22 protein-coding genes and 1 pseudogene are annotated in these 25,076 nt (G+C 59.9%); 9 read left to right on the forward strand and 14 right to left on the reverse strand.

All coding sequences use genetic code 11. From position 1 onward, the window contains the following. Positions 1–17: 17 nt before the first annotated feature. Both ACYZTY_RS15285 and ACYZTY_RS15290 read left to right on the forward strand, forming a co-directional pair. Positions 18–2,027, forward strand: a complete 2,010-nt coding sequence (locus ACYZTY_RS15285) for a type VI secretion system Vgr family protein (protein ID WP_461959218.1) — start codon at positions 18–20, stop codon at positions 2,025–2,027. Between the two features lie 14 nt (positions 2,028–2,041). Beyond that, the gene (locus ACYZTY_RS15290) at positions 2,042–2,584 is read left to right on the forward strand and encodes a toxin-antitoxin system YwqK family antitoxin (RefSeq protein ID WP_461959219.1); all 543 of its coding nucleotides are present in this window, start codon (positions 2,042–2,044) and stop codon (positions 2,582–2,584) included. 170 nt (positions 2,585–2,754) lie between these two features. On the opposite strand, the gene ACYZTY_RS15295 is transcribed toward ACYZTY_RS15290, so the two are convergent. After that, complete coding sequence (locus ACYZTY_RS15295; protein ID WP_461959220.1) at positions 2,755–3,150, reverse strand: DUF4280 domain-containing protein; 396 nt, start codon at positions 3,148–3,150, stop codon at positions 2,755–2,757. Positions 3,151–3,339: 189 nt separating this feature from the next. Here ACYZTY_RS15295 and ACYZTY_RS15300 point away from each other — a divergent pair, with 189 nt between their 5' ends. Both ACYZTY_RS15300 and ACYZTY_RS15305 read left to right on the forward strand, forming a co-directional pair. Then, positions 3,340–4,407, forward strand: a complete 1,068-nt coding sequence (locus ACYZTY_RS15300; protein ID WP_461959221.1) for a phosphotransferase family protein — start codon at positions 3,340–3,342, stop codon at positions 4,405–4,407. 45 nt (positions 4,408–4,452) lie between these two features. Continuing rightward, on the forward strand, positions 4,453–5,220 hold the full coding sequence (locus ACYZTY_RS15305) for an SDR family oxidoreductase (RefSeq protein WP_219093920.1): 768 nt from the start codon (positions 4,453–4,455) through the stop codon (positions 5,218–5,220). 100 nt (positions 5,221–5,320) lie between these two features. On the opposite strand, the gene ACYZTY_RS15310 is transcribed toward ACYZTY_RS15305, so the two are convergent. Both ACYZTY_RS15310 and ACYZTY_RS15315 read right to left on the reverse strand, forming a co-directional pair. Then, positions 5,321–5,917 (reverse strand): hypothetical protein, encoded by a 597-nt coding sequence (locus ACYZTY_RS15310; protein ID WP_461959222.1) that lies wholly within the window; start codon positions 5,915–5,917, stop codon positions 5,321–5,323. Next, the gene (locus ACYZTY_RS15315; protein ID WP_461959223.1) at positions 5,917–6,330 is read right to left on the reverse strand and encodes a hypothetical protein; all 414 of its coding nucleotides are present in this window, start codon (positions 6,328–6,330) and stop codon (positions 5,917–5,919) included. Before ACYZTY_RS15315 ends, ACYZTY_RS15310 begins: the two co-directional genes overlap by 1 nt. Before the next feature lie 307 nt (positions 6,331–6,637). On the opposite strand from ACYZTY_RS15315, the gene ACYZTY_RS15320 reads away from it, so the two are divergent. Continuing rightward, positions 6,638–7,753, forward strand: a complete 1,116-nt coding sequence (locus ACYZTY_RS15320) for a Gfo/Idh/MocA family protein (protein WP_461959224.1) — start codon at positions 6,638–6,640, stop codon at positions 7,751–7,753. Positions 7,754–7,756: 3 nt separating this feature from the next. Here ACYZTY_RS15320 and ACYZTY_RS15325 read toward each other — a convergent pair whose 3' ends face one another. The 5 genes from ACYZTY_RS15325 to ACYZTY_RS15345 all read right to left on the reverse strand — a co-directional run bounded on the left by ACYZTY_RS15325 (position 7,757) and on the right by ACYZTY_RS15345 (position 13,986). After that, positions 7,757–8,383, reverse strand: a complete 627-nt coding sequence (locus ACYZTY_RS15325) for a trimeric intracellular cation channel family protein (protein WP_461959225.1) — start codon at positions 8,381–8,383, stop codon at positions 7,757–7,759. Between the two features lie 410 nt (positions 8,384–8,793). Next, positions 8,794–9,048: a DUF1652 domain-containing protein gene (locus ACYZTY_RS15330; protein ID WP_461959226.1), complete on the reverse strand. Its 255-nt coding sequence runs from the start codon at positions 9,046–9,048 to the stop codon at positions 8,794–8,796. A 195-nt stretch (positions 9,049–9,243) separates the two neighbouring features. Beyond that, positions 9,244–10,740 carry a helix-turn-helix transcriptional regulator gene (locus tag ACYZTY_RS15335; protein ID WP_461959227.1) on the reverse strand — a complete coding sequence of 499 codons (1,497 nt, stop codon included), beginning with the start codon at positions 10,738–10,740 and terminating at the stop codon, positions 9,244–9,246. Between the two features lie 321 nt (positions 10,741–11,061). Beyond that, positions 11,062–12,345 carry a Zn-dependent hydrolase gene (locus ACYZTY_RS15340; RefSeq protein ID WP_461954409.1) on the reverse strand — a complete coding sequence of 428 codons (1,284 nt, stop codon included), beginning with the start codon at positions 12,343–12,345 and terminating at the stop codon, positions 11,062–11,064. Positions 12,346–12,501: 156 nt separating this feature from the next. Then, positions 12,502–13,986, reverse strand: coding sequence for an NCS1 family nucleobase:cation symporter-1 (locus tag ACYZTY_RS15345; protein WP_461954410.1), 1,485 nt, complete (start codon positions 13,984–13,986; stop codon positions 12,502–12,504). On the opposite strand from ACYZTY_RS15345, the gene ACYZTY_RS15350 reads away from it, so the two are divergent. The 4 genes from ACYZTY_RS15350 to preA all read left to right on the forward strand — a co-directional run bounded on the left by ACYZTY_RS15350 (position 13,985) and on the right by preA (position 18,779). Continuing rightward, complete coding sequence (locus ACYZTY_RS15350) at positions 13,985–14,137, forward strand: hypothetical protein (RefSeq protein WP_461954411.1); 153 nt, start codon at positions 13,985–13,987, stop codon at positions 14,135–14,137. The two genes, ACYZTY_RS15345 and ACYZTY_RS15350, sit on opposite strands and share 2 nt — an antisense overlap. Positions 14,138–14,539: 402 nt before the next feature. Continuing rightward, positions 14,540–15,979: a dihydropyrimidinase gene (hydA, locus tag ACYZTY_RS15355; protein ID WP_438662133.1), complete on the forward strand. Its 1,440-nt coding sequence runs from the start codon at positions 14,540–14,542 to the stop codon at positions 15,977–15,979. A gap of 157 nt (positions 15,980–16,136) precedes the next feature. Then, positions 16,137–17,504 carry an NAD(P)-dependent oxidoreductase gene (locus ACYZTY_RS15360; protein ID WP_461959328.1) on the forward strand — a complete coding sequence of 456 codons (1,368 nt, stop codon included), beginning with the start codon at positions 16,137–16,139 and terminating at the stop codon, positions 17,502–17,504. Continuing rightward, entirely contained in the window at positions 17,505–18,779 is a 1,275-nt protein-coding gene (gene preA / locus ACYZTY_RS15365; RefSeq protein ID WP_461954412.1) for an NAD-dependent dihydropyrimidine dehydrogenase subunit PreA, read from the forward strand. A gap of 126 nt (positions 18,780–18,905) precedes the next feature. On the opposite strand, the gene ACYZTY_RS15370 is transcribed toward preA, so the two are convergent. From ACYZTY_RS15370 to pqqC, 6 genes and pseudogenes are all read right to left on the reverse strand, one after another. Continuing rightward, complete coding sequence (locus tag ACYZTY_RS15370; RefSeq protein WP_084320882.1) at positions 18,906–19,526, reverse strand: TetR/AcrR family transcriptional regulator; 621 nt, start codon at positions 19,524–19,526, stop codon at positions 18,906–18,908. A 214-nt stretch (positions 19,527–19,740) separates the two neighbouring features. Further along, positions 19,741–19,881, reverse strand: a pseudogene (locus tag ACYZTY_RS15375) (IS110 family transposase); the annotation flags it as partial. Between the two features lie 24 nt (positions 19,882–19,905). Beyond that, positions 19,906–21,633: a hybrid sensor histidine kinase/response regulator gene (locus tag ACYZTY_RS15380; protein WP_461954413.1), complete on the reverse strand. Its 1,728-nt coding sequence runs from the start codon at positions 21,631–21,633 to the stop codon at positions 19,906–19,908. Further along, a complete protein-coding gene (ercA, locus tag ACYZTY_RS15385; RefSeq protein WP_461954414.1) occupies positions 21,617–22,780 on the reverse strand; it encodes an alcohol dehydrogenase-like regulatory protein ErcA in 1,164 nt (387 codons plus the stop codon). Before ercA ends, ACYZTY_RS15380 begins: the two co-directional genes overlap by 17 nt. 259 nt (positions 22,781–23,039) lie before the next feature. Continuing rightward, positions 23,040–24,173 (reverse strand): pyrroloquinoline quinone biosynthesis protein PqqE, encoded by a 1,134-nt coding sequence (gene pqqE, locus ACYZTY_RS15390; protein WP_461954415.1) that lies wholly within the window; start codon positions 24,171–24,173, stop codon positions 23,040–23,042. Beyond that, a complete protein-coding gene (gene pqqC / locus ACYZTY_RS15395) occupies positions 24,170–24,922 on the reverse strand; it encodes a pyrroloquinoline-quinone synthase PqqC (protein WP_461954416.1) in 753 nt (250 codons plus the stop codon). Before pqqC ends, pqqE begins: the two co-directional genes overlap by 4 nt. Between the last annotated feature and the right edge of the window lie 154 nt (positions 24,923–25,076).

A 25,076-nucleotide genomic window follows, 5' to 3' on the forward strand; every position in this document is an offset into this window, starting at 1 on the left:
ATCACCGAGGCAATTCGATGCCCCGCACCACCGACAGCAACACCAGCCTCTCCCTCACCGCCGCCTCGCTGTCGGCGCTTTACCCTGAGTCGCTGTCCGGTGAAGAAGCGCTCAACGCGCTCGGCTCGCACACCTTAAACGGCCTCAACGACGGCGCTTCTCTCACCCTGACTACCGCCGTCGCAACGCATGTCACCGCTACCTTGCACAACGACGCCACGGTCCGCCCATTGGACGCACTGGTCGCTGAAATCCGCCAACTCCCCGCCGACGCCACCGCCGAGCGCTATCAACTGGTGCTGCGCCCCTGGTTGTGGTGGCTGACGCTGGCCAGCAACAACCGCGTGTTCCAGAACCTCTCCACCTCAGACATCGTCACCACGATTTTCAAGGCCCACGGATTCACCGATTTTCTGTTGAAACTCACCGGCAGCTACAGCCCTCGCGAGTACTGCATACAGTACGGCGAAACTGATTTCGCGTTCGTTTCCCGGCTGCTGGAAGAGGACGGCATTTTCTGGTTTTACACCCATGAAAACGGCAAGCACACGCTGGTGCTGGGGGACAGCAACGATGCATTCCCGCCAATCCCCAATGGGCCGAAAGTGAATTACATCGGCCAGCACATGGGCGAGCGCGAGCTGCATGGCATTCGCTCCGGGCACGTGTGTTTGCAAGCGGTGGCCGGGGTGTATCGGGCGACGGATTACGAGTTCACCACACCAACCACGTCACTCTACAGCCAGGCCGAAGCCGTCGCCGGGCCTCGCTCGGTGTACGAGCATCCCGGCAGCTACAACGCCAAGGCGCGGGGCGATGCGTTGACCAAGCAGCGGGTCGATGGTCTGCGTAGTCAGGAGAAGCGGTTTGTCGGCGAGAGTGACTGTCGCTGGCTGGTGCCGGGGCATTGGTTCACTCTCGCCGGCCATGATGACGCGACGCTGAATATCGATTGGGTGGTGACGGCGGTCACCCACGAGGCCAGCCATGAGAGTTATCAGAATCGCTTCGAAGCGATTCCCAAAGCCGTCCCGTTCCGGCCGCAACGCACCACAGCAAAACCGCGAATGCACACGCAAACCGCCATCGTCGTCGGCAAGTCCGGCGAAGAGATCTGGACCGACGAATACGGCCGCATCAAGTTGCAGTTCCCCTGGGACCGTGATGGCAAAAACGATGAAACCAGCTCCTGCTGGGTCCGGGTGGTGCTGCCCTGGAGCGGCAAGGGGTTTGGCATGCAGTTCATCCCGCGCATTGGCCAGGAAGTGATCGTGACCTTTATCGATGGCGATCCGGACCGGCCGCTGGTGACCGGTTGCGTCTACAACGGCGACAACGCCCTGCCCTACGCCTTGCCGGCGAACCAGACCCAGTCCGGGATCAAGACCCAATCGTCCAAGGGCGGTGGCGGGTTCAACGAGTTGCGCTTCGAGGACAAGAAGGATGCCGAGGAGGTGTTTCTGCAGGCACAGAAGGATTTCAAGATCAACGTGCTCAACGACACCACCGCCACCGTCGGCCACGACGAGACCCTGACGGTGCAGAACGCACGCACCCGCACGGTGAAAGAAGGCGACGAGACGGTGACGCTGGAGAAAGGCAAACGCAGCGTGACCATCCAGACTGGTAGCGACAGTCTCGACGTGAAGGACAGCCGCACGGTGAAGGTCGGTGCCGACCAGACTCACAGCACCGGCGGCAACTACGAACACAAGGTTACCGGCAACTACAGCCTGACCGTGGACGGCAACCTGACGATCAAGGTGACCGGCACCCTGACCCTGCAGAGTGGCGGCAGTTTCAGCATCAAGAGCGGTGCCGACCTCACGGCTGAGGCCAGTACGTCGGTCAGCCAGAAGGCAGGTACATCCCTGAGCAATACGGCAGGGACTTCTCTGACCAATAAGGCCGGCACCACGCTGACCAACGATGCCGGGGTCAGCCTGATGAACAAGGGCGGCGCCGAGCAGACCGTGGACGGCGGCGGCATGCTGACCATCAAGGGTGGCCTGGTGAAGGTCAACTGAGGAGGTTTACGACAATGTCATCGAGCAAAGTCGATCTGGACCGTGGTGACAGTCATATGGACGGTCGCTTGCTTGAAGGTCAACTCGAAGGTCCGCTGCACATCAAGGAAGCCGGGCGGCCACAGGCGGATCTGAATTACAGCCAGGGTGAATTGCAGGGCACGAGTTTGTTGTATCACCCCAATGGCAAGGTCTCGGCGCAACTGCCTTATGTGCACGACAAACTGCAGGGCGTGGCCAGCTTTTATGCGCCCGAGGGCTGGTTGCAGCGCAAGGCCTCTTATCGCCGGGGCTTGCTGGACGGTGAAGCGAACAACTACTTTCCCGACGGGCAACTGGCCGAGGCCGAGTTCTACCGCGACGGTGTACGCGAGGGGCGTTATCAGCGTTTTCATCCCAACGGTAAACCGGCGGTGGATGCGCGTTATCTCAATGGCCAGTTGGTTGAGCCGGAACAGGGATTTGCCAGCGATGGACGGCCTCTGGATGCCAAAGGCAAGCCGATTTCGCGGGTGCGTTGGTGGTTTCGGCGCTGGACGGATCCGGCTCAAGCGTGACTGGCGATGCTTTCCCTGTAGCAGCTGGCGAAGCCTGCGTTCGGCTGCGAAGCAGCCGCAATCCCTACATGCTCGGTTGACCTGACACTCCAAGGTGCCTGAATTCACGACTGCTTCGCAGCCGAACGCAGGCTTCGCCAGCTGCTACAAAGGTGGCGGTGTTTTTCAGGTCAGGGAATCAGCATCTGCATCTGCCCCGGCATGACAATTTTGATCACCCCGGCCCAGTTGCACATCAAGGTGCTGTTGGCATCGATGGCCGGCATATTGCCCAGCAACAGGGTCGGCGGGCCGCCGGGAATCCAGGGCGTCGCGGTGGCCGGGATGCAGGGCATCGGTGTCAGCACGCCAAGCGCTGCGGCAGTGGCGGCCGCGACCATCGGGTTGGCAATGCTCATGCACACGCCAAAGGGCATGACGTTGACCAACGGGATGTGATCCATGATGTTGGCCGCCGGCATCCCGCCGGTCAGGGTTCGGTTCACCGGCAACACATTGAGCACGGCCGGCGCCGCACCGAAACTGCATTGCAGGGTTGCGGTGGCGCAGACTTGCGGACAGCCCATTTCAAACCTCCTTCCTGGAAGCACGCTCCCCCTGAACCATAGACCGCCGCGCCTGTTCTCGCACATCAGGAACGCTGATTATCCAGCAACACGCTAACCTATAAGACCGTGCCACGCTTGTGGCTACCCCGGCGCACCATTAGATTAGCCAATGATGTCTGGCCTCCAAAATAAGCAGAAGGGATAAGCATGGCGCTTACTGACCAGTCCACCCGTATCCGCACCGGCGAAGAACTCGATGCCAGCCTGATCGATCCGTACCTCAAGGCCCACATTCCTGGCTTGAGTGGCTTGCCTGTGATCAGCCAGTTTCCCGGCGGTGCGTCGAACCTGACTTACCTGCTGGAATACCCGGAGCAGGAATTTGTCCTGCGTCGCCCGCCCTTTGGCCACAAAGCCAAGTCCGCACACGACATGGGCCGCGAATTTCGCATCCTCAATCAGCTGCGCGACGGTTTTCCGTATTGCCCCAAAGCCTATGTGCACTGCACCGATGAATCGGTGATCGGCGCCGAGTTCTATGTGATGGAACGGGTCAACGGGATCATCCTGCGCTCCGAACTGCCGCCGGAACTGGGTCTGGACTCAGCGCAAACCGAAGCCCTGTGCAAAAGCTTTATCGACAAGTTCGTTGAACTGCATCGGGTCGACTACAAGGCCTATGGCCTGGGCGACCTCGGCAAGCCCGCAGGCTATGTGGCGCGGCAGATCAAAGGCTGGAGCGATCGCTACGAAAAAGCCCTGACTCCGGACGCGCCGAAGTGGGAAGCGGTCAAGGCCTGGCTCAACGACAAGATGCCGGCCGATCACCCGACCTCCAGCATCGTCCACAACGACTACCGCTTCGACAACGTGATCCTCGACCCGGACAACCCGATGCAAATCATCGGCGTGCTCGACTGGGAACTCACCACCCTCGGCGACCCGCTGATGGACCTCGGCAACACCCTCGCCTACTGGATCGAAGCCGCAGACCCGGCGCCGGTGCAACTGATGCGTCGTCAACCGAGCCACGCCCCGGGCATGCTGACACGCCGCGAGTTCGTCGATTATTACGCCGAGCGCTCCGGTATCCAGATCGACAACTTCGACTTCTACTACACCTATGGCCTGTTCCGCCTGGCCGGCATCGTGCAGCAGATCTACTACCGCTTCTTCCACGGTCAGACCCAGGACAAACGCTTCGCGCAGTTCATTCACATGAACAAACTGCTGGAACAAATGAGCCTGCAAGTCATCCAGAAATCCAGCCTTTGATCCGCGTCCATGGCCCCATAACAAGACTTTTTATAAGAGAATCCCATGTCCAAGACTCAGTTGTTCGACCTCGACGGCAAGATCGCATTCGTCTCCGGCGCCAGCCGTGGCATCGGTGAGGCCATCGCCAAACTGCTGGCCCAGCAAGGCGCCCACGTCATCGTCTCGAGCCGCAAGCTCGACGGCTGCCAACACGTGGCCGACGCGATCATCGCCGCTGGCGGCAAAGCCACCGCCGTCGCTTGCCACATCGGTGAAATGGAACAGATCAGCCAGGTCTTCGCCGGCATCAAGGAACAGTTCGGGCGCCTGGACATCCTGGTCAACAACGCCGCGACCAACCCGCAGTTCTGCAACGTACTGGACACCGACCTCAGCGCCTTCCAGAAAACCGTCGACGTCAACATCCGCGGCTACTTCTTCATGTCGGTCGAAGCCGGCAAACTGATGCGCGAAAACGGCGGTGGCAGCATCATCAACGTCGCGTCGATCAATGGCATCTCGCCGGGCATCTTCCAGGGCATCTACTCGGTGACCAAGGCCGCTGTGATCAACATGACCAAGGTGTTTGCCAAGGAGTGCGCGCAGTTCGGCATTCGCTGCAATGCCTTGTTGCCTGGGCTGACTGACACCAAGTTCGCTTCGGCACTGGTGAAGAACGATGCGATTCTGAAAACCGCGTTGCAGCAGATTCCGCTCAAGCGCGTGGCCGATCCGAGCGAGATGGCCGGCGCTGTGCTGTATCTGGCCAGCGATGCGTCGAGCTACACCACCGGCGTTTCGTTGAACGTGGATGGCGGGTTCTTGTCCTGATTCAATTCTGCGGATGAACAAAAGGCAGCCTTGGGGCTGCCTTTTTTGTACACGCCAACGTTAAGCGTCCTGAAAATCAATTTAGTGCAAGTTACAGAAACTACTGATCACGCACGAACTCAACTGGCTTCCCAGTCAAATCAAGAACCCTAAAATAGCCTTTGATATTTTTCACGTTACGGATCGCCAGCTGAACATGCGTTTCATGCATAAAATCCGTACCTGGATAAAGACATTCTCCCTCCCAGAAGGGGGAACGAACAGAATCGTACGCAGGTGCTTCCGTAAGCTCCCGAAAAGTATGTAACGCATCAATGACCTGACAATCCAGACGACGTAGATAGGGCTTATTTTTCTTCAGGGGCTGTCCGCCCTCTTCTTTTGAGGCGGCTTCAAGCCAGAGGTAGGTCTGACGGATTTCGCGTAATGCACTCTCGGTCGTGAAATCCAGGCAACGACCCAAATCAATCACAGCCCCAATCACCAATGGATTTTTGATTGAGCGCCGCTTTTGTGCGTTAGTCGCAAAACTGAGTGCGCGCTGTGGGTTGTTTTCCAAAAAGTAGGCGCCGCGGCCGAGCCAATCATAATCATTGGTGCTATCAAGAAGCGTCTCTTCGCCAGCCAGTACGCGCTCGCCAATGTCTCGCTCACACCCATGAAAACCAAGGACGAAGGAAGGAGAAATGCAATACATCAGCGAGCCTTGGCTTCCCCATTCACACGCTTGAAAAACTCTCGAACCTTGTTCGGATCTTTAAGCATCTCAGTTGCATATTCATCAATACGCGCCGAGGCGCATGTGGCGGCCGATATCTTGGTTCCATTTGAACCTACCATGATCCAGCCGGCCTCAGCCGACGTTTTGAGTCCTTCACTATCCATACCGAGCGTTACTCCTAATCCGCTTTTTGCAACGGCTGCAGCGATAAGTCCGTATGTCTTATCGGGGTTTATTTTGGCAGTACTGGCCCGACCGCTAATGATTTTGCCGCTTGATAGCCGGATGATGCCTCCGCGCTGAAATCCGGCAGAATCACGCACAGCCTTAGCTTCGTGACGATCACCATCAACGAAAAGACAGGTTGTTTTCTCGAGATCCTTCGACATGGCCACCTCTATTCGAGCGTCGTTGCATTGCTCAAATTTGATTAGTTAGTGGCCAATATAGTCTGCGGTGTATGTCCCGTCATCAAAGCCCGCATTTTGTCGCTGATCTGCTCACCAGAAAACGATATAGACCCATGCCAGGAGGCGCAAGCCAGTGGATTCCGGCGTAGTTGTAGGCAACGGCGCACAGCGCTGTGGTCCTTTCCGACCCTCACAAAAATGAATTTTTATTCCACGTATTGCGTTAAGTGAATTTATATTCCATAAATAACCTTACCAAAAACAAAATTCCAAAAGGCCCCCTGCTATGCGCGAACTCGGTATCGGACTCATCGGCACAGGTTTCATGGGCCGCGCCCACGCCCTGGCCTTTCGCAACGTCAGCGCGGTGTTCGAGCTCCCGCTGAAGCTCAGACTGGCCGCCCTCGCCGATGCCGATCCACACCGCGCGCAACGCTGCGCCGACGCCTGGGGTTTCGACACCGCCCACACTGACTGGCAACAGCTGATCGATGATCCGAAGGTCAATCTGATCGCCATCACCACCCCCAATCACCTCCACTACCCCATGGCCATGGCTGCCCTAGCCGCTGGCAAACCGGTGTATTGCGAGAAGCCTTTGGCGGTGAACCTGGAGCAAGCCAACGCCATGCGGCAGGCCGCCAAAGACGCGGGTGTGGTGACGCGGGTGGGTTACAACTATCAGCACAACCCGATGATCGGGCTGGCTCGGGAGTTGATCGTCAGTGGCAAGCTGGGGCAGATCATCAGTTTCCAGGGTGAGTTCAGCGAAGACTTCATGGCCGACCCTGCTTCGCCGTGGTCATGGCGTTGCGATGCCGATCACGCGGGCGGTGCGCTGGCGGATCTGGGCAGTCATTTGCTGGCGATGGCGCGCTATCTGGTGGGCGATGTCGAATCGGTGTGCGCCGACACCCAAACCGTACACCGGCAGCGTCCTGCGACGGCGGGCAGCCAGGAACAACGGCACATTGCGGTCGACGATCAGGTCCATGCGCTGCTGCGGTTTGCCAACGGCGCACGAGGTACGTTCAGCAGCAGTTGGCTCAAGCATGGCTACAAGAATCACCTGAGCTTCGAGATCAGCGGCACTGAAGGCACGCTGGCATTCGATCAGGAACGCTTGAACGAGATGCGGCTGTATCGCGCCGGTCAGGACGGCTTCCAGCGACTGCTCGCGGGGCCGAATCTGCCGGGTTACGCGGCGTTCAGTCCGGCGGCGGGGCATCAGTTGGGATACAACGAACTCAAGACGCTGGAAGTGCATGACCTGGTGATGGCGCTGGCCGGTCTTTCCCAAGGTGGCAATGACTTTGAGCAAGCGTGGGAAGTCGAACGTCTGGCGACGGCGATCCGCTTGGCGGCCAACGAGTCACGCTGGGTCAGGATCGAGGACGTCTGAAGCTCAGGCGCCCATGACTTTCGGCAACTGCCAGCCGTAACTCACCGACAGCAATCGCAACGCCAGGCACGCCGCCCCCGCCAGCAACGCGCAGGCGACGGGCGGTACGCCGCAACGGCGTCCGATAATCAGCACGGCGGCGCCGACAAAGGCCGAACTCGCATACAGATCGGCCTGCAACACCACCGGCACCCGCGCCAGCACGATGTCGCGCAGCACCCCGCCACCCACGCCGGTAATGGTGCCCATGAGCATCGACACAAACGGCGAGATGCCAAAATTCAGCGCCTTTTGCGCCCCGGCCACGGCGAACAACGCGAGCCCGGCGGCGTCCAGTACGATCAACGTCGAACCGGACCAGCTCAGCACCTGCTCATGCAAGACAAACGCGACCCCACCCATCAAAAAGGCCAGCGCCGGATAACGCCAATCGGCGACGGCATTGGGTGGCGTGGCGCCGATCAACAGATCCCGGGTGACCCCTCCGCCCAAGGCGACGATGAAAGCGATCACCATCACCCCAAGCAGGTCGAGGTTGCTGCGCATGGCGCTGATCGCGCCTTCAACGGCAAACACCGCGGTGCCGACCAGGTCGGCCACCAACACGATTTTTTCAACACGGGGCTTCAACGATGCAGTCGCCCTGGCTTACTGCGTGACGCAACGGGTCAGCGTCGTTTCCCGGGTCACTTCCTCGGTCACTCGCGCGTCACCCATCACATCGGTTTGCTCAGTAGTTTCGCAGGTGCGTTGCGGAATAGGCGGTGGTGCGGCAGGCGGCGGAGGTGGCGGACTGGCGCAACCGCTGAGAATCGCTACGCAAAAGGCGAGCGACAGAGGCGAAAAAGCACGTTTCCCAAGACTGTTCATAGGCTGTCCCGCGGTAAGTAATCGACACTTTCCGCGACCCGACACACCTACCGCGAAGCCGCGGATTGGTCACAGAAAATAATACCCTCGCATTTCTTATAGCCTAGCCAGCCGCCAATGCCAGCAAACAAGGCACTTTGCCCCTTTTCAACCCGGAAAAACGACAGCTCCTACGAAACCGTATCCGACCGCCGGTGCAATCTGTTGCTCTCAAGTTCATAACGCAGCTCCTCGATCAACGTCATGACCGCTTCCGGGGATCTTAGGTTCGCGACGCTCAACCCACTGACCACCAGATCCACCTGCCCCGATACCGGGTGATACAGTTTCACCGTCACCGAGTTGTCTCCCGACACAGTGCAATCACAAGCCAGTGGGGAAAAGTGCTGTTCCAGTTGCGCACGCAATTGCGTCAGATAAATCATCGCGATTCACCCATGGGCCGGCTGACCCTGTCGACTGAAAGCCTGTTGAATTGGCCGAGCATGTGACTGTTCCTTAAGCTGTTTCGTAGAGGACGCAACACCGGCACAAGACCCGTGTCGCACCCTTACAGACTAAGAATTGCCACCGTCCGCCAAAACATCCATTTGCACTGCCCTAGCTAGTGCATTTGCACCTTATCGCTGGCTCTTCGGTCTCCACTCGCTGGAGAACAAACCGCGTTCCCGTGCCCACACAATCGCCTCGCTGCGACTGTGCACATCAAGTTTGGAATACACCGTCGACACATGGTTGCGCACCGTATTGGGCGCCAGTTTCAAGCGCGCCGCGATTTCCTTGTCGGCAAGGCCTTCGCAGATCAGGCCGAGCACATCGCGCTCGCGGGCGGTCAGGTCGGTGAAGGACACGCTGGGCAATTGCGGCGAGTTGATGTTCTTCACGTTGGCGAGTTTTTCGATCAGCGTACGGGTGAACCACGAAGCGTCCTTCATCACCTCCTCGATCGCCGACACCAGCTCCAACTCGGTGCGTTTGCGCTCGGTGATGTTCATCAACACCAGCAGGTAGCAAGGTTTGTCCTGAATATTCACGGTGTCGGCCGACACTGTGCAGTCAATCAACGTCGAGTCTTTCCTGCGGATCCTGACATCGATCCGATCCAGGCTTCCAGCCTTCTCCAGCGCCGCAAACAGCCGGGTGCGAGCGCCCTTGTCATCGATAAAGTCGATCTCTGCAACGGTCTTGCCCAGCACTTCCTCACTGGGATACGCGAGGGTATCCAGGAAGGCCTCGTTGACGTCGATCACCACCTGATCCTGCGCATCGCAGACCAATGTCGGCACCGGCGTCAGGCGAAACGCCTTGGCGAACCGCTCCTCACTTTGGCGCAGCGCCACCTCGGCCTTGTGCCGCGGCTCCATGTCGACGAAGGAAAACAGCATGCAGTCCTCCTCGTTGAACTCCAGCGGCTGCCCGGCGACGATCACCTGCTTGCTGCCGCCGTCAGCCATTTTCAGCTCCGCCTGCATCTGCGGAATCGTGGCGTGCTCGCGTAGGCGCTCGATCGCCAGGTCTTTCTTTTCGGCACCTTCAAGGATGTCCAGCTCATAGGTCGATACCCCAATCAGTTGATCGCGGGCATAGCCGGTCATTTCCAGGAAGCCTGCATTGACCTTGATGTAACGCAAGTCACTGAGACGACAGATCACCGCCGGCGCCGGGTTGGCATTGAAGGTCTTTTCGAAACGCTGCTCGGCACTGGCCCACTCCGTGACATCGTCCATGATCAACACCAACAACTCCGGCTCGCCAGCGCTGTCGGCCAGCACCAGGCTGCGCACGCTGTGAACCCAAGTGCGCTCTTCGTCATCGGCCGGCGTCACCTCAACCAGCACATCGCTGAACATCTCGCCTTTGGCAACGCGGCTGATCGGGTAATTTTCTGGCGGCAACGGGTGATTATTGCGATAGCGCAAGGCAAAGCGCTTGGCGTATTCCTTGGCATTGACGCCCAACTCGCCGATCCGACTGACGCCGTGCATGGCCAGCGCGGCATCATTGGCCCACAGGATCGTCTGATCTAGCTCCAGCAGAATCACCCCGTCGGACAAACCGGCGATGATCTGCTGCAACTGACGGCGATTGGTTTCGGTGGTCAGGACGTCCTGGCTCATTGGGTCTCCACGGGTGCAGCGGCGCAGTGACGCGCCGCCTGTGAAGATTACGACCGCAGGGGGGTGGGATAGTGCGAAGCAGGTGCAGCGACCGGGCACATGTAGCAGCTGTCGAGCTTGCGAGGCTGCGTTCGGCGACGAAGTCGTCGCTGGATCCGGCACTGCGGTGTATCAGGGGGATCCAGCATTCAGGATTTACGACGACTGCGTCGCCGAACGCAGTCTCGCAGGCTCGATAGCTGCTATGAACGGTGTGAAGGATGACGATTGAGGATCCGGGTTTGTGACGTGCGCTGATACTTTCAGCGCACGTCACGCCTTTCAAGCCGCCAACTGGCCGCTGGCAATCGCCGCCGACGCCGCCAGCATCGCCCGCAACAACACCGCACACCCGGCCGCCAGATCATCCGGCGCGGCGTTTTCGATTTCGTTGTGGCTGATGCCGCCTTCGCATGGCACGAAGATCATCCCGGCCGGACCGAGTTCAGCGAGGAAGATCGCGTCGTGCCCTGCTCCGCTGACGATGTCCATGTGCGACAGCCCCAGGCCTTGGGCGGCGCCGCGTACCGCTTCGACGCAGCCTTTGTCGAAGTACAGCGGCGGGAAGTCGGCGGTTGGCGTGAGTTCGAAGGTCAGGCCGTGTTCCTCGCAGGTGGTTTCGATGACTTCGCGGACTTCAGCGATCATCGAGTCCAGCCGCACCGGCTCCAGATGACGGAAGTCCAGGGTCATGCGCACTTCGCCGGGGATGACGTTGCGTGAGCCGGGATAGGCTTGCAGGCAACCGACGGTGCCGCAGGCGTGAGGTTGATGGCCGAGGGCGGCGCGGTTGACGGCACCGACGATCACCGCAGCGCCGACCAGGGCGTCCTTGCGCAGGTGCATCGGCGTCGGGCCGGCGTGGGCTTCGACGCCGTGCAGTTTCAGGTCGAACCATTTCTGGCCGAGGGCGCCCATCACCACACCGATGGTTTTGTGTTCGTCTTCGAGGATCGGGCCTTGCTCGATGTGCGCCTCGAAATAGGCACCGACGGCGTGGCCACTGACTTTACGCGGGCCAGCGTAGCCGATGGCATTCAGGGCTTCGCCAACGGTTACGCCCGCGGCATCAACCTTGGCCAGGGTTTCTTCGAGGGTGAATTTTTCCGCGAACACGCCGGAGCCCATCATGCACGGAGCGAAACGCGAGCCTTCTTCGTTGGTCCAGACCACCACTTCCAGCGCCGCTTCGGTTTCCACGCCGAGGTCGTTGAGGGTCCGCAGCACTTCGACGCCGGCCAGCACACCGAAGCAGCCGTCGAACTTGCCGCCGGTGGGTTGGGTGTCGATGTGGCTACCGGTCATCACCGGTGGCAGGTTCGGATTGCGTCCGGGGCGGCGGGCGAAGATGTTGCCGACGGCGTCGATGCTGACGGTGCAACCGGCCTCTTCGCACCAGTTGACGAAGATGTCCCGGGCCTGGCGGTCCAGATCGGTCAGGGCCAAGCGGCAGACGCCACCCTTGACCGTGGCGCCGAGCTGGGCGAGGTCCATGAGCGACTGCCACAAGCGGTCGCGGTTGATGTGCTGATGGGTGGACTGCAGAACGTCTACAGCAGCGTTCATGATGATCTCCTCAGGCAGTTCTTATGGATTTCTTCAGGCAATTTTTTGCTGTATTTGAGGCCGCCTTCGCGGGCAAGTCGGATCGCCGCACCGCTCGCTCCTACAGGTTCGCGTACTCCTTGTAGGAGCGAGGCTTGCCCGCGAAGGGGCCGGTACTCACACCGCAGATTTCGCGATTGATGGATCAGGCCGCATCGAGCACAACCCGTAATAAATCAGGCCACCCAACGCCGAGCCGGTGAACCAGCCGTAGCTGTAGAACCAGCTGAACGCATCGCTGCCCAGCGACAGCAGTGTCAACGCCACCGGCACGCCAAACGCAATAAACCCAAACCAGTTCCACGCCGGGTACACGTCATCGCGATACAACCCGGCCAGGTCCAGTTGCTGTTTCTTGATCAGGAAATAGTCCACTACCATGATCCCGGCGATCGGGCCCAACAGGCTCGAATAGCCCAGCAACCAGTTGGAATACACCGTCTCCAGGCTTAAATCCGAGACGATCAACCCAAGTTTCTTCAACAGCTCATGCGCCATCAGCGCCAGACCGACCAGGCCGGTGAGCAACACCGCTGTGGTGCGGTTGATGAGCTTGGGCGCGACGTTCTGGAAGTCGTTGGTCGGCGAAACGATGTTGGCTGCGGTGTTGGTGGACAACGTGGCGATGATGATCAGCGCCATGGCCAATGCGACCCAGACCGGACTCTGGATATGGCCGATCAGGGTGACCGGATCGGAGACGCTGACGCCCACCAGTTTGACCGAGGCGGCCGTCATCACCACGCCCAGCGAGGCAAACAGAAACATGGTCAGGGGCAAGCCGATGATCTGCCCGACGATCTGATCCTTCTGGCTTTTCGCATAGCGGCTGAAGTCTGGAATGTTCAGAGACAACGTGGCCCAGAACCCGACCATGGCGGTCAGCCCGGCGGCAAAGTAACTGACCACGCTGGCCCCTTCCGGACGCTTGGGCGGGATCGCCATCAATTCGGTCATCGATACGTTGGGCATGGCCCACACCAGCAGCCCCACGCCCACCAGCACCAACAATGGCGCGGAGAGGGTTTCGAGCCATTTGATCGAGTCTGCACCGCGAATCACCACCCACAGGTTCAAGGCCCAGAACACCATGAAGCCGATCACTTCACCGGTCCCGCCGAGCGCTTTCCAGCCGTCGAACACCGAGCCGAGAAACAGGTGAATGGCCAGTCCGCCGAACATCGTCTGAATGCCAAACCAGCCACACGCCACCAGCGCACGGATCAGGCACGGAATGTTGGAGCCCAGAATGCCGAAGGATGAACGCAGCAGCACCGGAAACGGAATGCCGTACTTGGTGCCGGGAAAGGCGTTCAGGGTCAGCGGGATCAGAACGATGATGTTGGCGAACAGAATCGCCAGCAGCGCTTCGCCGACGCTCAGGCCGAAATAAGCGGTGAGCACGCCGCCGAGGGTGTAGGTCGGCACGCAGATCGCCATGCCAACCCACAACGCGGTGATGTGCCATTTGTTCCAGGTTCGTTCGCGCACCTTGGTCGGTGCCATGTCGTGGTTATAACGGGGACTGTCGAGGACGTCGGTGCCGGCTTCGAGCTCAAACAAGCCGTCGCGCTCGGTCACTTGCGATCTGATCTGTTGCATGGCCGCTCCACTGTTCTTTGAATTATTTTTTGCTCATCAGAGGCTGGCGGCATCAATAAACGTGCCGGGCACCCTGTTTGCGCATCGGGCAGTTCCACAAAAACTTCGCAACCAACTGATGTTTATCAGTTTTTATATAGAGCCCGGATAAGCCCCCGGTTATTTGCTTGCTCGCTCAGGCCGAATGCCAGGCAAGTTGTCCAAACAGTCAGGGCTCAATCTGGTGCATGGCACTTTTTTTCAAAGTTGCGCATCAACCATAGACCATCCTCAAGCAGCTGATTTCACATAAGAAATCTCGTTCATTTTTAGAACCTGTCAAGTGCGTCAAAATGGTTCGAGGCCACACCATTTTGGTGATTTTCAGTTTTAATCGTTATTAATCAACGCTTTAAAACATGCATAAGCTTATAAAAAATATTCTTGCTCATTCCATAAACTCAGACTAGCTTCTATTCCTGACAGTGCTGACAGGAATACACCTGTTTGCGTCGGCTTCATATAAAACATTTAGAACCGACATAAGTCGGTCATTGCCTGCGAGGAACTCGGAATGTCTCTGTTGATCCGTGGCGCCACCGTTATTACCCATGATGAAAGTTATCGCGCCGACGTCTATTGCGCCGACGGCGTGATTAAGGCCATCGGCGAAAATCTCGATGTTCCCGCAGGTGCCGAAGTGCTCGACGGCAGCGGCCAATACCTGATGCCCGGCGGCATCGACCCGCACACGCACATGCAACTGCCCTTCATGGGCACCGTGGCCAGCGAAGACTTTTTCAGTGGCACCGCCGCGGGCCTTGCCGGTGGCACCACGTCGATCATCGATTTCGTGATTCCCAATCCACAGCAATCCTTGATGGAGGCTTTCCATCAATGGCGCGGCTGGGCTGAGAAATCGGCATCGGATTACGGTTTCCACGTCGCGATCACCTGGTGGAGCGAACAGGTTCGCGAGGACATGGCGGAGCTGGTCAGCCAGCACGGGGTCAACAGCTTCAAGCATTTCATGGCGTACAAGAACGCGATCATGGCAGCTGATGACACCTTGGTGGCGAGCTTCGAACGTTGCCTGGAACTCGGCGCGGTGCCGACCGTGCACGCGGAAAACGGTGAGCTGGTCTATCACCTGCAACGCAAGTTGATGGCCCAGGGCATGACCGGCCCCGAAGCGCATCCGCTGTCGCGGCCTTCTCAAGTGGAAGGCGAAGCAGCGAGCCGGGCGATACGCATTGCCGAAACCCTCGGCACGCCGCTGTACCTGGTGCATGTCTCGACCAAGGAAGCGCTGGACGAAATCACCTATGCCCGCAGCAAGGGCCAGCAAGTCTACGGCGAAGTGCTGGCCGGGCATTTACTGTTGGACGACAGCGTCTACCAACACCCGGACTGGCAGACCGCCGCCGGTTACGTGATGAGCCCGCCCTTCCGTCCTCGCGGCCATCAAGAGGCGCTTTGGCACGGGTTGCAGTCGGGCAACCTGCACACCACCGCCACCGACCATTGCTGCTTCTGCGCCGAGCAAAAAGCTGCCGGCCGGGATGACTTCAGCAAGATCCCCAACGGCACCGCCGGTATCGAAGACCGCATGGCCGTGCTCTGGGATGAAGGGGTCAACACCGGGCGTTTGTCGATGCAGCACTTCGTCGCGCTGACCTCTACCAATACCGCGAAGATCTTCAATCTCTACCCGCGTAAAGGGGCGATTCGCGTGGGTGCGGATGCGGATCTCGTCCTGTGGGATCCGGAGGGAACGAGGACGATTTCGGCGAAGACCCATCACCAGCAGGTCGACTTCAACATCTTCGAAGGCAAGACCGTACGCGGTGTACCGAGCCATACCGTGAGCCAGGGTCGGGTGGTGTGGGCCGATGGTGATCTGCGGGCTGAGCGTGGTGCGGGGCGGTATGTCGAACGGCCGGCGTATCCGGCGGTGTTTGATTTGCTGAGCAAGCGGGCTGAGTTGAACAGGCCGACGGCTGTGAAACGCTGAGATCGAGGCCTTCGGCCTTCGCGGGCAAGCCTCGCTCCTACAGGGGAACGCATTCCAAAAGTAGGAGCGAGGCTTGCCCGCGAAGAGGCCGGCCCAGGCAGAACAAATACCAATGCCCGATAGAGGCATCACCTCAAATAACCGTGAGGCCAACACCGTGATCAAGACCCTGAACCACCTCCCGCATCCCTATGAGAATGCAGCCGCCCTCGCCGGCCACTTCACCGACCTTGCGCCGCCACTCAACGACCGTCAGGCGCACCTGGAAGCCTCGCGCTGCCTGTATTGCTACGACGCGCCGTGCGTGAATGCCTGTCCGAGCGAGATCGATATTCCGTCGTTCATTCGCAATATCCATCAGGAAAACGTTCAGGGCGCCGCACAGAAAATCCTCTCGGCGAACATCCTCGGCGGCAGCTGCGCCCGGGTGTGTCCGACGGAAATCCTCTGTCAGCAAGCCTGCGTGCGCAACAACGATCACGAATGCGCACCGGTATTGATCGGCCTGTTGCAGCGTTACGCCGTCGACAACGCGCACTTCAGCGAACACCCCTTCCAGCGCGCCGCCACCACTGGCAAACGCATTGCGGTGGTCGGTGCCGGCCCGGCCGGGTTGTCCTGCGCTCACCGCAGCGCAATGCATGGCCATGACGTGGTGATTTTCGAGGCCCGGGAAAAGGCTGGCGGCCTCAACGAATACGGGATCGCCAAGTACAAACTGGTGGACGACTACGCGCAGAAGGAACTGGATTTTCTCCTGGCGATTGGCGGCATCGAAATCCGCCACGGCCAGAAACTCGGCGAGAACCTGACCCTCAGCGAACTGCATCAGCAATTCGACGCGGTGTTTCTAGGCCTCGGCCTGGCTGCAAGCAAACAACTCGGCTTGCCTCACGAAGACGCACCCGGCCTGCTCGCTGCCACCGACTACATCCGCGAACTGCGTCAGGCGGATGACCTGAGCCAACTGCCACTGGCGGATCATTGCATCGTCCTCGGCGCCGGCAACACGGCCATCGACATGGCCGTGCAAATGGCCCGCCTCGGGGCACGCGATGTGAATCTCGTGTACCGCCGTGGTGTCGAGGAAATGGGCGCCACCCGCCACGAACAGGACATCGCCAAGGCCAATCAAGTGCGCTTGCTGACGTGGGCCCAGCCCGAAGAAGTGCTGCTCAACGACCAGGGCAACGTGCGCGGCATGCGCTTCGCCCGCACGCATCTGGTAGAAGGTCGCCTGCAAAGCACTGGCGAAACCTTCGAGCTGGCCGCCGACGCGATTTTCAAAGCCATCGGCCAGGCCTTCGATGCAAGCGCCCTCGCCGATCCGCTGGCACGCGAACTCAAGCGTCAGGGCGATCGAATCGAGGTCGATGAACAGCTGCGCACCAGCATCCCCGGCGTGTATGCCGGCGGCGACTGCACCAGCCTCGATCAGGACCTCACCGTGCAAGCCGTGCAGCATGGCAAACGAGCTGCCGAAGCCATCAACGCTCAACTGATGCTCAACGTGGAGGCTGCGTAAATGGCCGATCTTTCGATTGTCTTCGCCGGCATCAAATCCCCCAACCCGTTCTGGCTGGCCTCCGCGCCGCCGACCGACAAGGCCTACAACGTGGTCCGCGCCTTCGAGGCCGGCTGGGGCGGCGTGGTCTGGAAAACCCTGGGTGAAGACCCGGCGGCGGTCAACGTGTCGTCGCGTTACTCGGCGCTCTTCGGTGCCAACCGAGAAGTGGTGGGCTTCAACAATATCGAGCTGATCACCGACCGTTCGCTGGAGATCAACCTGCGGGAAATCACCCAGGTCAAAAAGGACTGGCCGGACCGTGCGCTGATCGTTTCGCTGATGGTGCCCTGCGTCGAAGAATCATGGAAATTCATCCTGCCGCTGGTGGAAGCCACCGGCGCCGACGGCATCGAGCTGAACTTCGGCTGCCCGCACGGCATGCCGGAACGGGGCATGGGCGCGGCGGTCGGCCAGGTGCCGGAGTACGTCGAGCAGGTCACCCGCTGGTGCAAGACGTATTGCTCGCTGCCGGTGATCGTCAAGCTCACGCCGAACATTACCGACATCCGCGTCGCCGCCCGTGCGGCCCATCGCGGCGGGGCCGATGCGGTGTCGCTGATCAACACCATTAATTCGATCACCAGCGTCAACCTGGAGCGCATGGTCGCCAATCCCGCCGTCGGTAGCCAAAGTACCCACGGCGGTTATTGCGGTTCGGCGGTGAAGCCGATTGCACTGAACATGGTCGCCGAAATCGCCCGTGACCCACAGACCCAAGGCCTGCCGATCTCCGGCATTGGCGGCATCGGCAGTTGGCGCGATGCGGCGGAATTCATCGCCTTGGGCAGCGGCTCGGTGCAGGTGTGCACCGCGGCGATGCTGCATGGCTTCCGGATTGTCGAGGAGATGAAGGACGGGTTGTCACGCTGGATGGACAGTCAAGGCTACGCCAGCGTGTCAGATTTTTCCGGGCGTGCGGTGGGCAATACCACGGACTGGAAGTACCTGGACATCAACTATCAGGTGATTGCGAAGATTGACCAGCAAGCGTGCATTGGTTGCGGACGCTGCCACATCGCTTGCGAAGACACTTCACACCAGGCCGTCGCCAGCCTGAAGCAGGCGGACGGGACGCATAAGTATGAAGTGATCGATGATGAGTGCGTGGGCTGCAATTTGTGCCAGATCACCTGCCCGGTGGAGGATTGCATTGAGATGGTGCCGATGGAGAATGGGAAGCCGTTTCTGGATTGGAATCATGATCCGCGTAATCCCTATCATGTCGCCGTCTGAACGGACGCCATCGCGAGCAGGCTCACTCCCACATTGGATTGTTGTCGCACACAAATGCTGTGTGCACCCGAGATCAATGTGGGAGTGAGCCTGCTCGCGATGAGGCCAGCAGCAACCACGGAGATATCAAGGCTCCAACCCGATCCCCCGCAATATCACACTCGTCACCGTCTGCACCGCCCGCTCGAACTGCATGTCCGACAGCGGCTGATGATCATTGAGAATGTTCACCTGATGATCAAAATCCGCGTAATGCTGGGTCGACGCCCAGATCATGTACAACAGGCTTGAAGGCTCCACCGGCAGGATGCGTTTGTCGTCCACCCACTGACGGATTTTCGCTTCCTTCATCTTGGCCCAGTCGTACAGGCTCGCGTCCAGCGCCACGCCCAATGTGGGGGCGCCATGGATGATTTCGTTGGCCCAGACTTTTGAACCATAAGGCCGGCTGCGGGAGTGGTTCATCTTGGCGCGGATGTAACTGCTGAGCACCACGCGCGGGTCGTCGAACATCTCGAAGCACAACGCGTCCTGCTTCCAGACTTCCAGCAGATCGAACAGCACCGCGCTGTACAGCTCGGTCTTGGTGCTGAAGTAGTAATGCAGGTTGGAGCGCGGCAGTTGCACTTCAGCGGCAATGTCGGCCATGGCGGTGCCACCGAAACCTTTTTCGGCGAAGACCTTTTCGGCCCCCAGCAAAATCTTCTCGACGTTACTGCGACGAATCTCGATCTTGTGATTGCCCATGAGGGCTCCCTGACAACAGCGTTGGCCAAGACTAGCATCCGCTCTAGCTCGCGGCGACAAGGGAAAACGAAACTTCGTGCACCCAGGTTCTCGCAGGCAAACTGACGCCTCTTCGAACTTGCCTCTGAGGGATGGGGGCGGTGGCGGCCGTTTCCCTGCTGGGCACCATGCCCCCGATGATCGTGAGCTGAAACCGGATTCCCTGTGGGAGATTCTATGTTGCAGGGGAACTCGGCTGGTATTCGCTCTGGTTTTTCATGAGTGCGAATGCCACCCGGCAAAGCTTGCGGGCAAGAATGACCAAGGCCTGGGTTTTAGCCAAGCCTCTGGCCTAATTGGACTCGTAGTACGGTTTCAGCCTGCACTATCGCAAGCTTGACTAGCCCAGCATCTGACTCAGCACCGCACGCAATTTGCCGGGTTTCACCGGTTTGTTCAGCAGCGGCGCGTCGAGTCGCTGCAACGAGCGTCGGCACTGGTCGGTGCGGTCAGCGGTGATGATCACCGCTGGAATCGCCTGATGGAAATGCTCGCGCAAATGCCGCACCACATCACAACCCACCACCCCGTGATCGAGGTGATAGTCCGCCAGAATCAGTTCCGGCGCCCGCCCCTTCAAAGCTGCCAACGCTGAGTGCTCATCCGTGGCAATGACCACCTCGCAGCCCCACTGCCCGAGCAGCGCGCTCATGCTCTCAAGAATGCTCACTTCGTTGTCCAGCACCAGCAAGCGCCGGCCCGGCAACGGATTACCCGTGCCGGGTTGCGGCGCTGCCAGGCTGATCGGCAGCGGCACCTCATGGGAAATCGGCACGTCGATGCTGAACACCGAACCGCGTCCCGGCCGCGACTTAACCTGGATCCGGTAATTGAGGATCTTGGCGATCCGCTCAACGATGGCCAACCCCAGCCCCACGCCCTTGCGGTCAGCGGCGCGCCCGACATCCAGTTGGTTGAACTCCAGGAAGATCGACTCCAGCCTGTCCGCGGCGATCCCGCGCCCGGTGTCCCACACTTCCAGGCGCAGCATGTCGCCACGCCGTCTGGCTGCCAGCAGAATGCTGCCCTCATCGGTATAACGGCAGGCATTGCTGAGGAAGTTGCGCAGGATCCGCGTCATCAAACGCAAGTCGGTATGAATGGCGTAATCGCCCATGTGCACCCGCAGGTTCAGCCCGGCGGCCTCGGCCACCGACTGGAACTCCGAGACCAGCGGCGCGAGCAATTCGTCGAGGCGGTACAACGCGACGTCTGGTTTGACAGCGGCCTGATCGAGCCGTGAAATATCCAGCAAATCGGTGAGCAGATCTTCAGCCCCTTCCAGCGCCTGGTGCGTGCGCTCCACCAACACCTGCTCGACATCCGGCAACTTGCGCTCGCGCAAGGTCGAGATCAGCAAACGCGCGGCGTTGAGCGGCTGCAGCAGGTCATGACTGGCGGCAGCGAGGTATTTGTCCTTGCTGCGATTGGCAGCCTCGGCGGCATCCCGGGCGTCGCGCAAGGCTTCTGCGATCTGTTTGCGCTGGGTGATCTGCTGTTGCAGGTTGCGGTTGGCTTCCAGCAATTCATCGGTGCGCGCAGTCACCCGCTGCTCCAGTTCGTCATTGAGTTGTTGCAGGCGTTGCTGGGCGAGTTTGCGTTCGGTGATGTCGGCGACAAAGCCCTCGACCAATCCTTCCTGATCGGGCTTGAGCAGCAGGTTCATCAACACATCAAGGCTGCTGCCGTCCTTGCGCCGCAACTGGGTTTCATAACCGTGCAGGCTGCCTTGGTGGCGGAGGATTTCGCCGATGTTTTCCAGCTCCCCGGCACCGCCGACAAATAAGTTACTCGCCAGGTCCGCCAACGAAAACAGCACCTCTTGCGGGTCCTGGTAGCCGAGCATCCGTGCCAGCGCCGGGTTGGCGGCGCGCATGCCTTGCGTGAGGCTGGCCTGGAAGATCCCGTGCACGGCGTTTTCGAACAGCCACTTGTAGCGATTGCGCTCGGCTTCCAGCTCGTCCAGCCGTGCGGAGAGTTCCGGATAATGGCTCTTGCGCGCCGAGTGACTGCCTAATCCCAGTAGCCCGGCGAGCGCGCGTTGCTGCTCATCAGAGGGCTTCGCCATAGACGACCTCGACATCACGCTGGCTGGATTCGCGCGGGTTGGTGAGGATGCACGGGTCGTGCATGGCGTGTTGCGACAGGAACGGAATGTCTGCGGTGCTGACCCCGTGCAAACCGAGGGTTTCGTGGAAGCCGATCGCATGTTTCAGGGCGATCAGGTGTTCGACCAGGCGCCCGCAGATCTGCCGGTGATTGAGGCCACGGCAATCGATACCGAAGGTCTCGGCGATCACCTTGAAGCGATCCGGCGCCGAGCTGTAGTTGAACGCCACCACGTGTTCCACCAGCACCGCGTTGCACAAGCCGTGGGGTAAATCGAGGAACCCACCGAGGCTGTGGGACATCGCGTGCACCGCGCCGAGGATCGCGTTGGAGAACGCCAGGCCGGCCTGCATGCTGCCGAGCATGATCTTCTCGCGCAGGGCGATGTCCGTCGGGTTGGCAATCATCTGCACCAGGTTGCCGTTGATCAGGCGCATCGCTTCCAGTGCATGCGGGTCGGTCAGCGGCCCGTGACCGGTGGAGACGAACGCTTCGATGGCATGCACCAGCGCGTCGATGCCGGTACAGGCCGACAGGAACGGGTCCATGCTCAGGGTGGTTTCCGGGTCGATCAGCGACACGTCCGGCACCACGGCCTTGCTGACGATCGAGAACTTCATGCGTTCTTGCTGATTGGAAATGATCACGAATTGCGAGACATCTGCCGAAGTGCCAGCGGTGGTCGGAATCAGGATCAACGGCGGGCTGGGCACGCGGATGGTGTCGACGCCTTCGAATTCAAGGATGTTGCGTCCGTGGGCGACGACGATACCAATGCCTTTGCCGCAATCCATCGGGCTGCCACCGCCGACCGCGACGATCACATCGCAGTGGTTTTCCTTGTACAACTCGGCGCCGAGCATGACTTCCTCGACCCGCGGGTTGGGCGAAACGTCGCTATACAAAAAGTAATCGATGCCCTGGGCTTGCAGGCTGGCTTCGACATCGGCGACCCAACCGGCGGCAATCACACCGGGGTCGCTGACCACCAGAACCTTGCGGGCACCAAAGGTCTTCGCGCAGTTGCCGACGTTGTGCCGGCATCCGGCACCAAAGATGATTTCAGGCGAAACGAATTTACGCAGCTGGCTGAGACTCTGGCTCATTGGAAAGCCTGTTTTTATTGTTTTGGAAGGTAAGAGCCACACTAACCCATCCGGCTGTGAATGCAATCAGACCAATGGGTAGCCATCGCCTGGGGATTTTGTATTCACCGCAGATCCCCTGTAGGAGTGAGCCGGCTCCGGGCGGCGTTCCGACGATGACGGAGTGTCAGTCAGCATCATTTTTAACTGGAAGTCCGCTATCGTCGGAACGCCGCCCGGAGCAGGCTCACTCCTACAGGGGATTTGTGTCGTCCTGGACTCATCCGCGATAGATCAGCCGTGAAGCCTTCTCATTACGCAAGGTCAGGTGTTCCATGCCTTGCCCCGGCGCGTCCGCTTCGTCGCGGGCCTTGAGGATCACCCCGTGGTGCGCTGACTTGCTGCACACCGGGTCGGCATTTTCGGCATCGCCGGTCAGCATGAACGCCTGGCAGCGGCACCCGCCCAGGTCCTTGTGCTTTTCATCGCACGAGCGGCACGGTTCTTTCATCCAGTCATCGCCACGAAAGCGATTGAAGCCGAATGATTCAGTCCAGATGTGCGAGATGCTGTGCTCGCGTACGTTGGGAAATTCCACCGGTAGCTGGCGGGCGCTGTGACACGGCAGCGCCGTACCGTCCGGGGTGATGTCGAGAAACAGGTTGGCCCAGCCGTTCATGCAGGTCTTGGGGCGCTCTTCGTAGTAATCCGGGGTGACGAAGATCAGCTTGCAGGGATGGCCCTGGGCTTCAAGACGCTCGCGGTATTCGTTGGTGATGCGCTCGGCACGCTGCAATTGTTCGCGGGTCGGCAACAGTCCGACGCGGTTGAGCTCGGCCCAGCCGTAGAACTGACACGTGGCCAGTTCAACGAAATCTGCTTCCAGCTCCAGGCACAGATCGATGATCTGCGCGATTTGGTCGATGTTATGCCGGTGGGTGACGAAGTTCAGCACCATCGGGTAACCCTGGGCTTTCACCGCCCGGGCCATCGCGAGTTTCTGCGCGAAGGCTTTGCGCGAACCGGCGAGCATGTTGTTGACCTGCTCGTCGGCGGCCTGAAAGCTGATCTGGATGTGGTCCAGCCCGGCGACCTTGAAGTCGCGGACTTTTTGCTCGGTCAGGCCGATCCCCGAGGTGATGAGGTTGGTGTAGTAACCCATGTCCCGCGCGGCTTTGATCAGCTCGGCCAGGTCCTGGCGAACCAACGGCTCTCCGCCGGAAAAACCCAGTTGCGCCGCGCCCATCTCTCTGGCTTCCTGGAACACCCGAATCCACTCTTCGGTGCTCAGCTCCTCGCCCTGTTGGGCGAAATCCAGCGGGTTGGAGCAATACGGGCATTGCAACGGGCAGCGATACGTCAGCTCTGCCAGTAACCACAATGGCGGACCGGGTGGCTGTTCGGTCAGGTTCACAGGGCGATCCCCCGGTGCCAGACAGGCTCGGTGGTGACGGTGTGATACGGCGGGCGATCCAGCTCGTAAGCCATGCTCATCGCGTCGAGCATGCTCCACAACACGTCGAGCTTGAATTGCAGAATCTCCAGCATGCGTTGCTGGCCTTCGACCGTGACGTAGTGCGCCAGGGTAATGCGCAAACCATGCTCGACATCGCGCCGCGCCTGGCTCAGGCGCGTGCGGAAATAGTCGTAACCGGCCGGGTCGATCCACGGGTAATGAGCGGGCCAGGCGTCGAGACGGGACTGGTGGATCTGCGGCGCAAACAGCTCGGTGAGCGAACTGCTGGCCGCTTCCTGCCAACAGGCGCGACGGGCGAAATTGACGTAGGCGTCCACGGCGAAACGTACGCCGGGTAGCACCAATTCCTGAGACAGGATTTGTTCACGGTCCAACCCCACGGCTTCGCCCAGACGCAGCCAGGCTTCGATGCCGCCCTCGCTGCCGGGGACGCCGTCGTGGTCGAGGATGCGTTGCAGCCATTCACGGCGCACGTCGCGGTCCGGGCAGTTGGCGAGGATCGCGGCATCCTTGAGTGGGATGTTCACCTGGTAATAGAAGCGATTGGCGACCCAGCCCTGAATCTGCTCGCGGGTGGCGCGGCCGGCGTACATGGCTTGGTGGAAGGGGTGGTGGATGTGGTAATAGGCGCCTTTGGCGCGCAGGGCGGCTTCGAATTCGGTGGGGGACATGGCTTGGTCAGTCATTGGGGTTCTCCGGGATTCGCGGTGTTACGTCTGACGCCTTCGCGGGCAAGTCGGGTCGCCGCATCGCTCGCTCCTACAGGTTCTGTGTCGTTCGCCACTCCTGCGTACGGCGAAACCTAGTAGGAGCGAGGCTTGCCCGCGAAGGGGCCATGAG

Source organism: Pseudomonas sp. LB1P83, assembly GCF_054897885.1.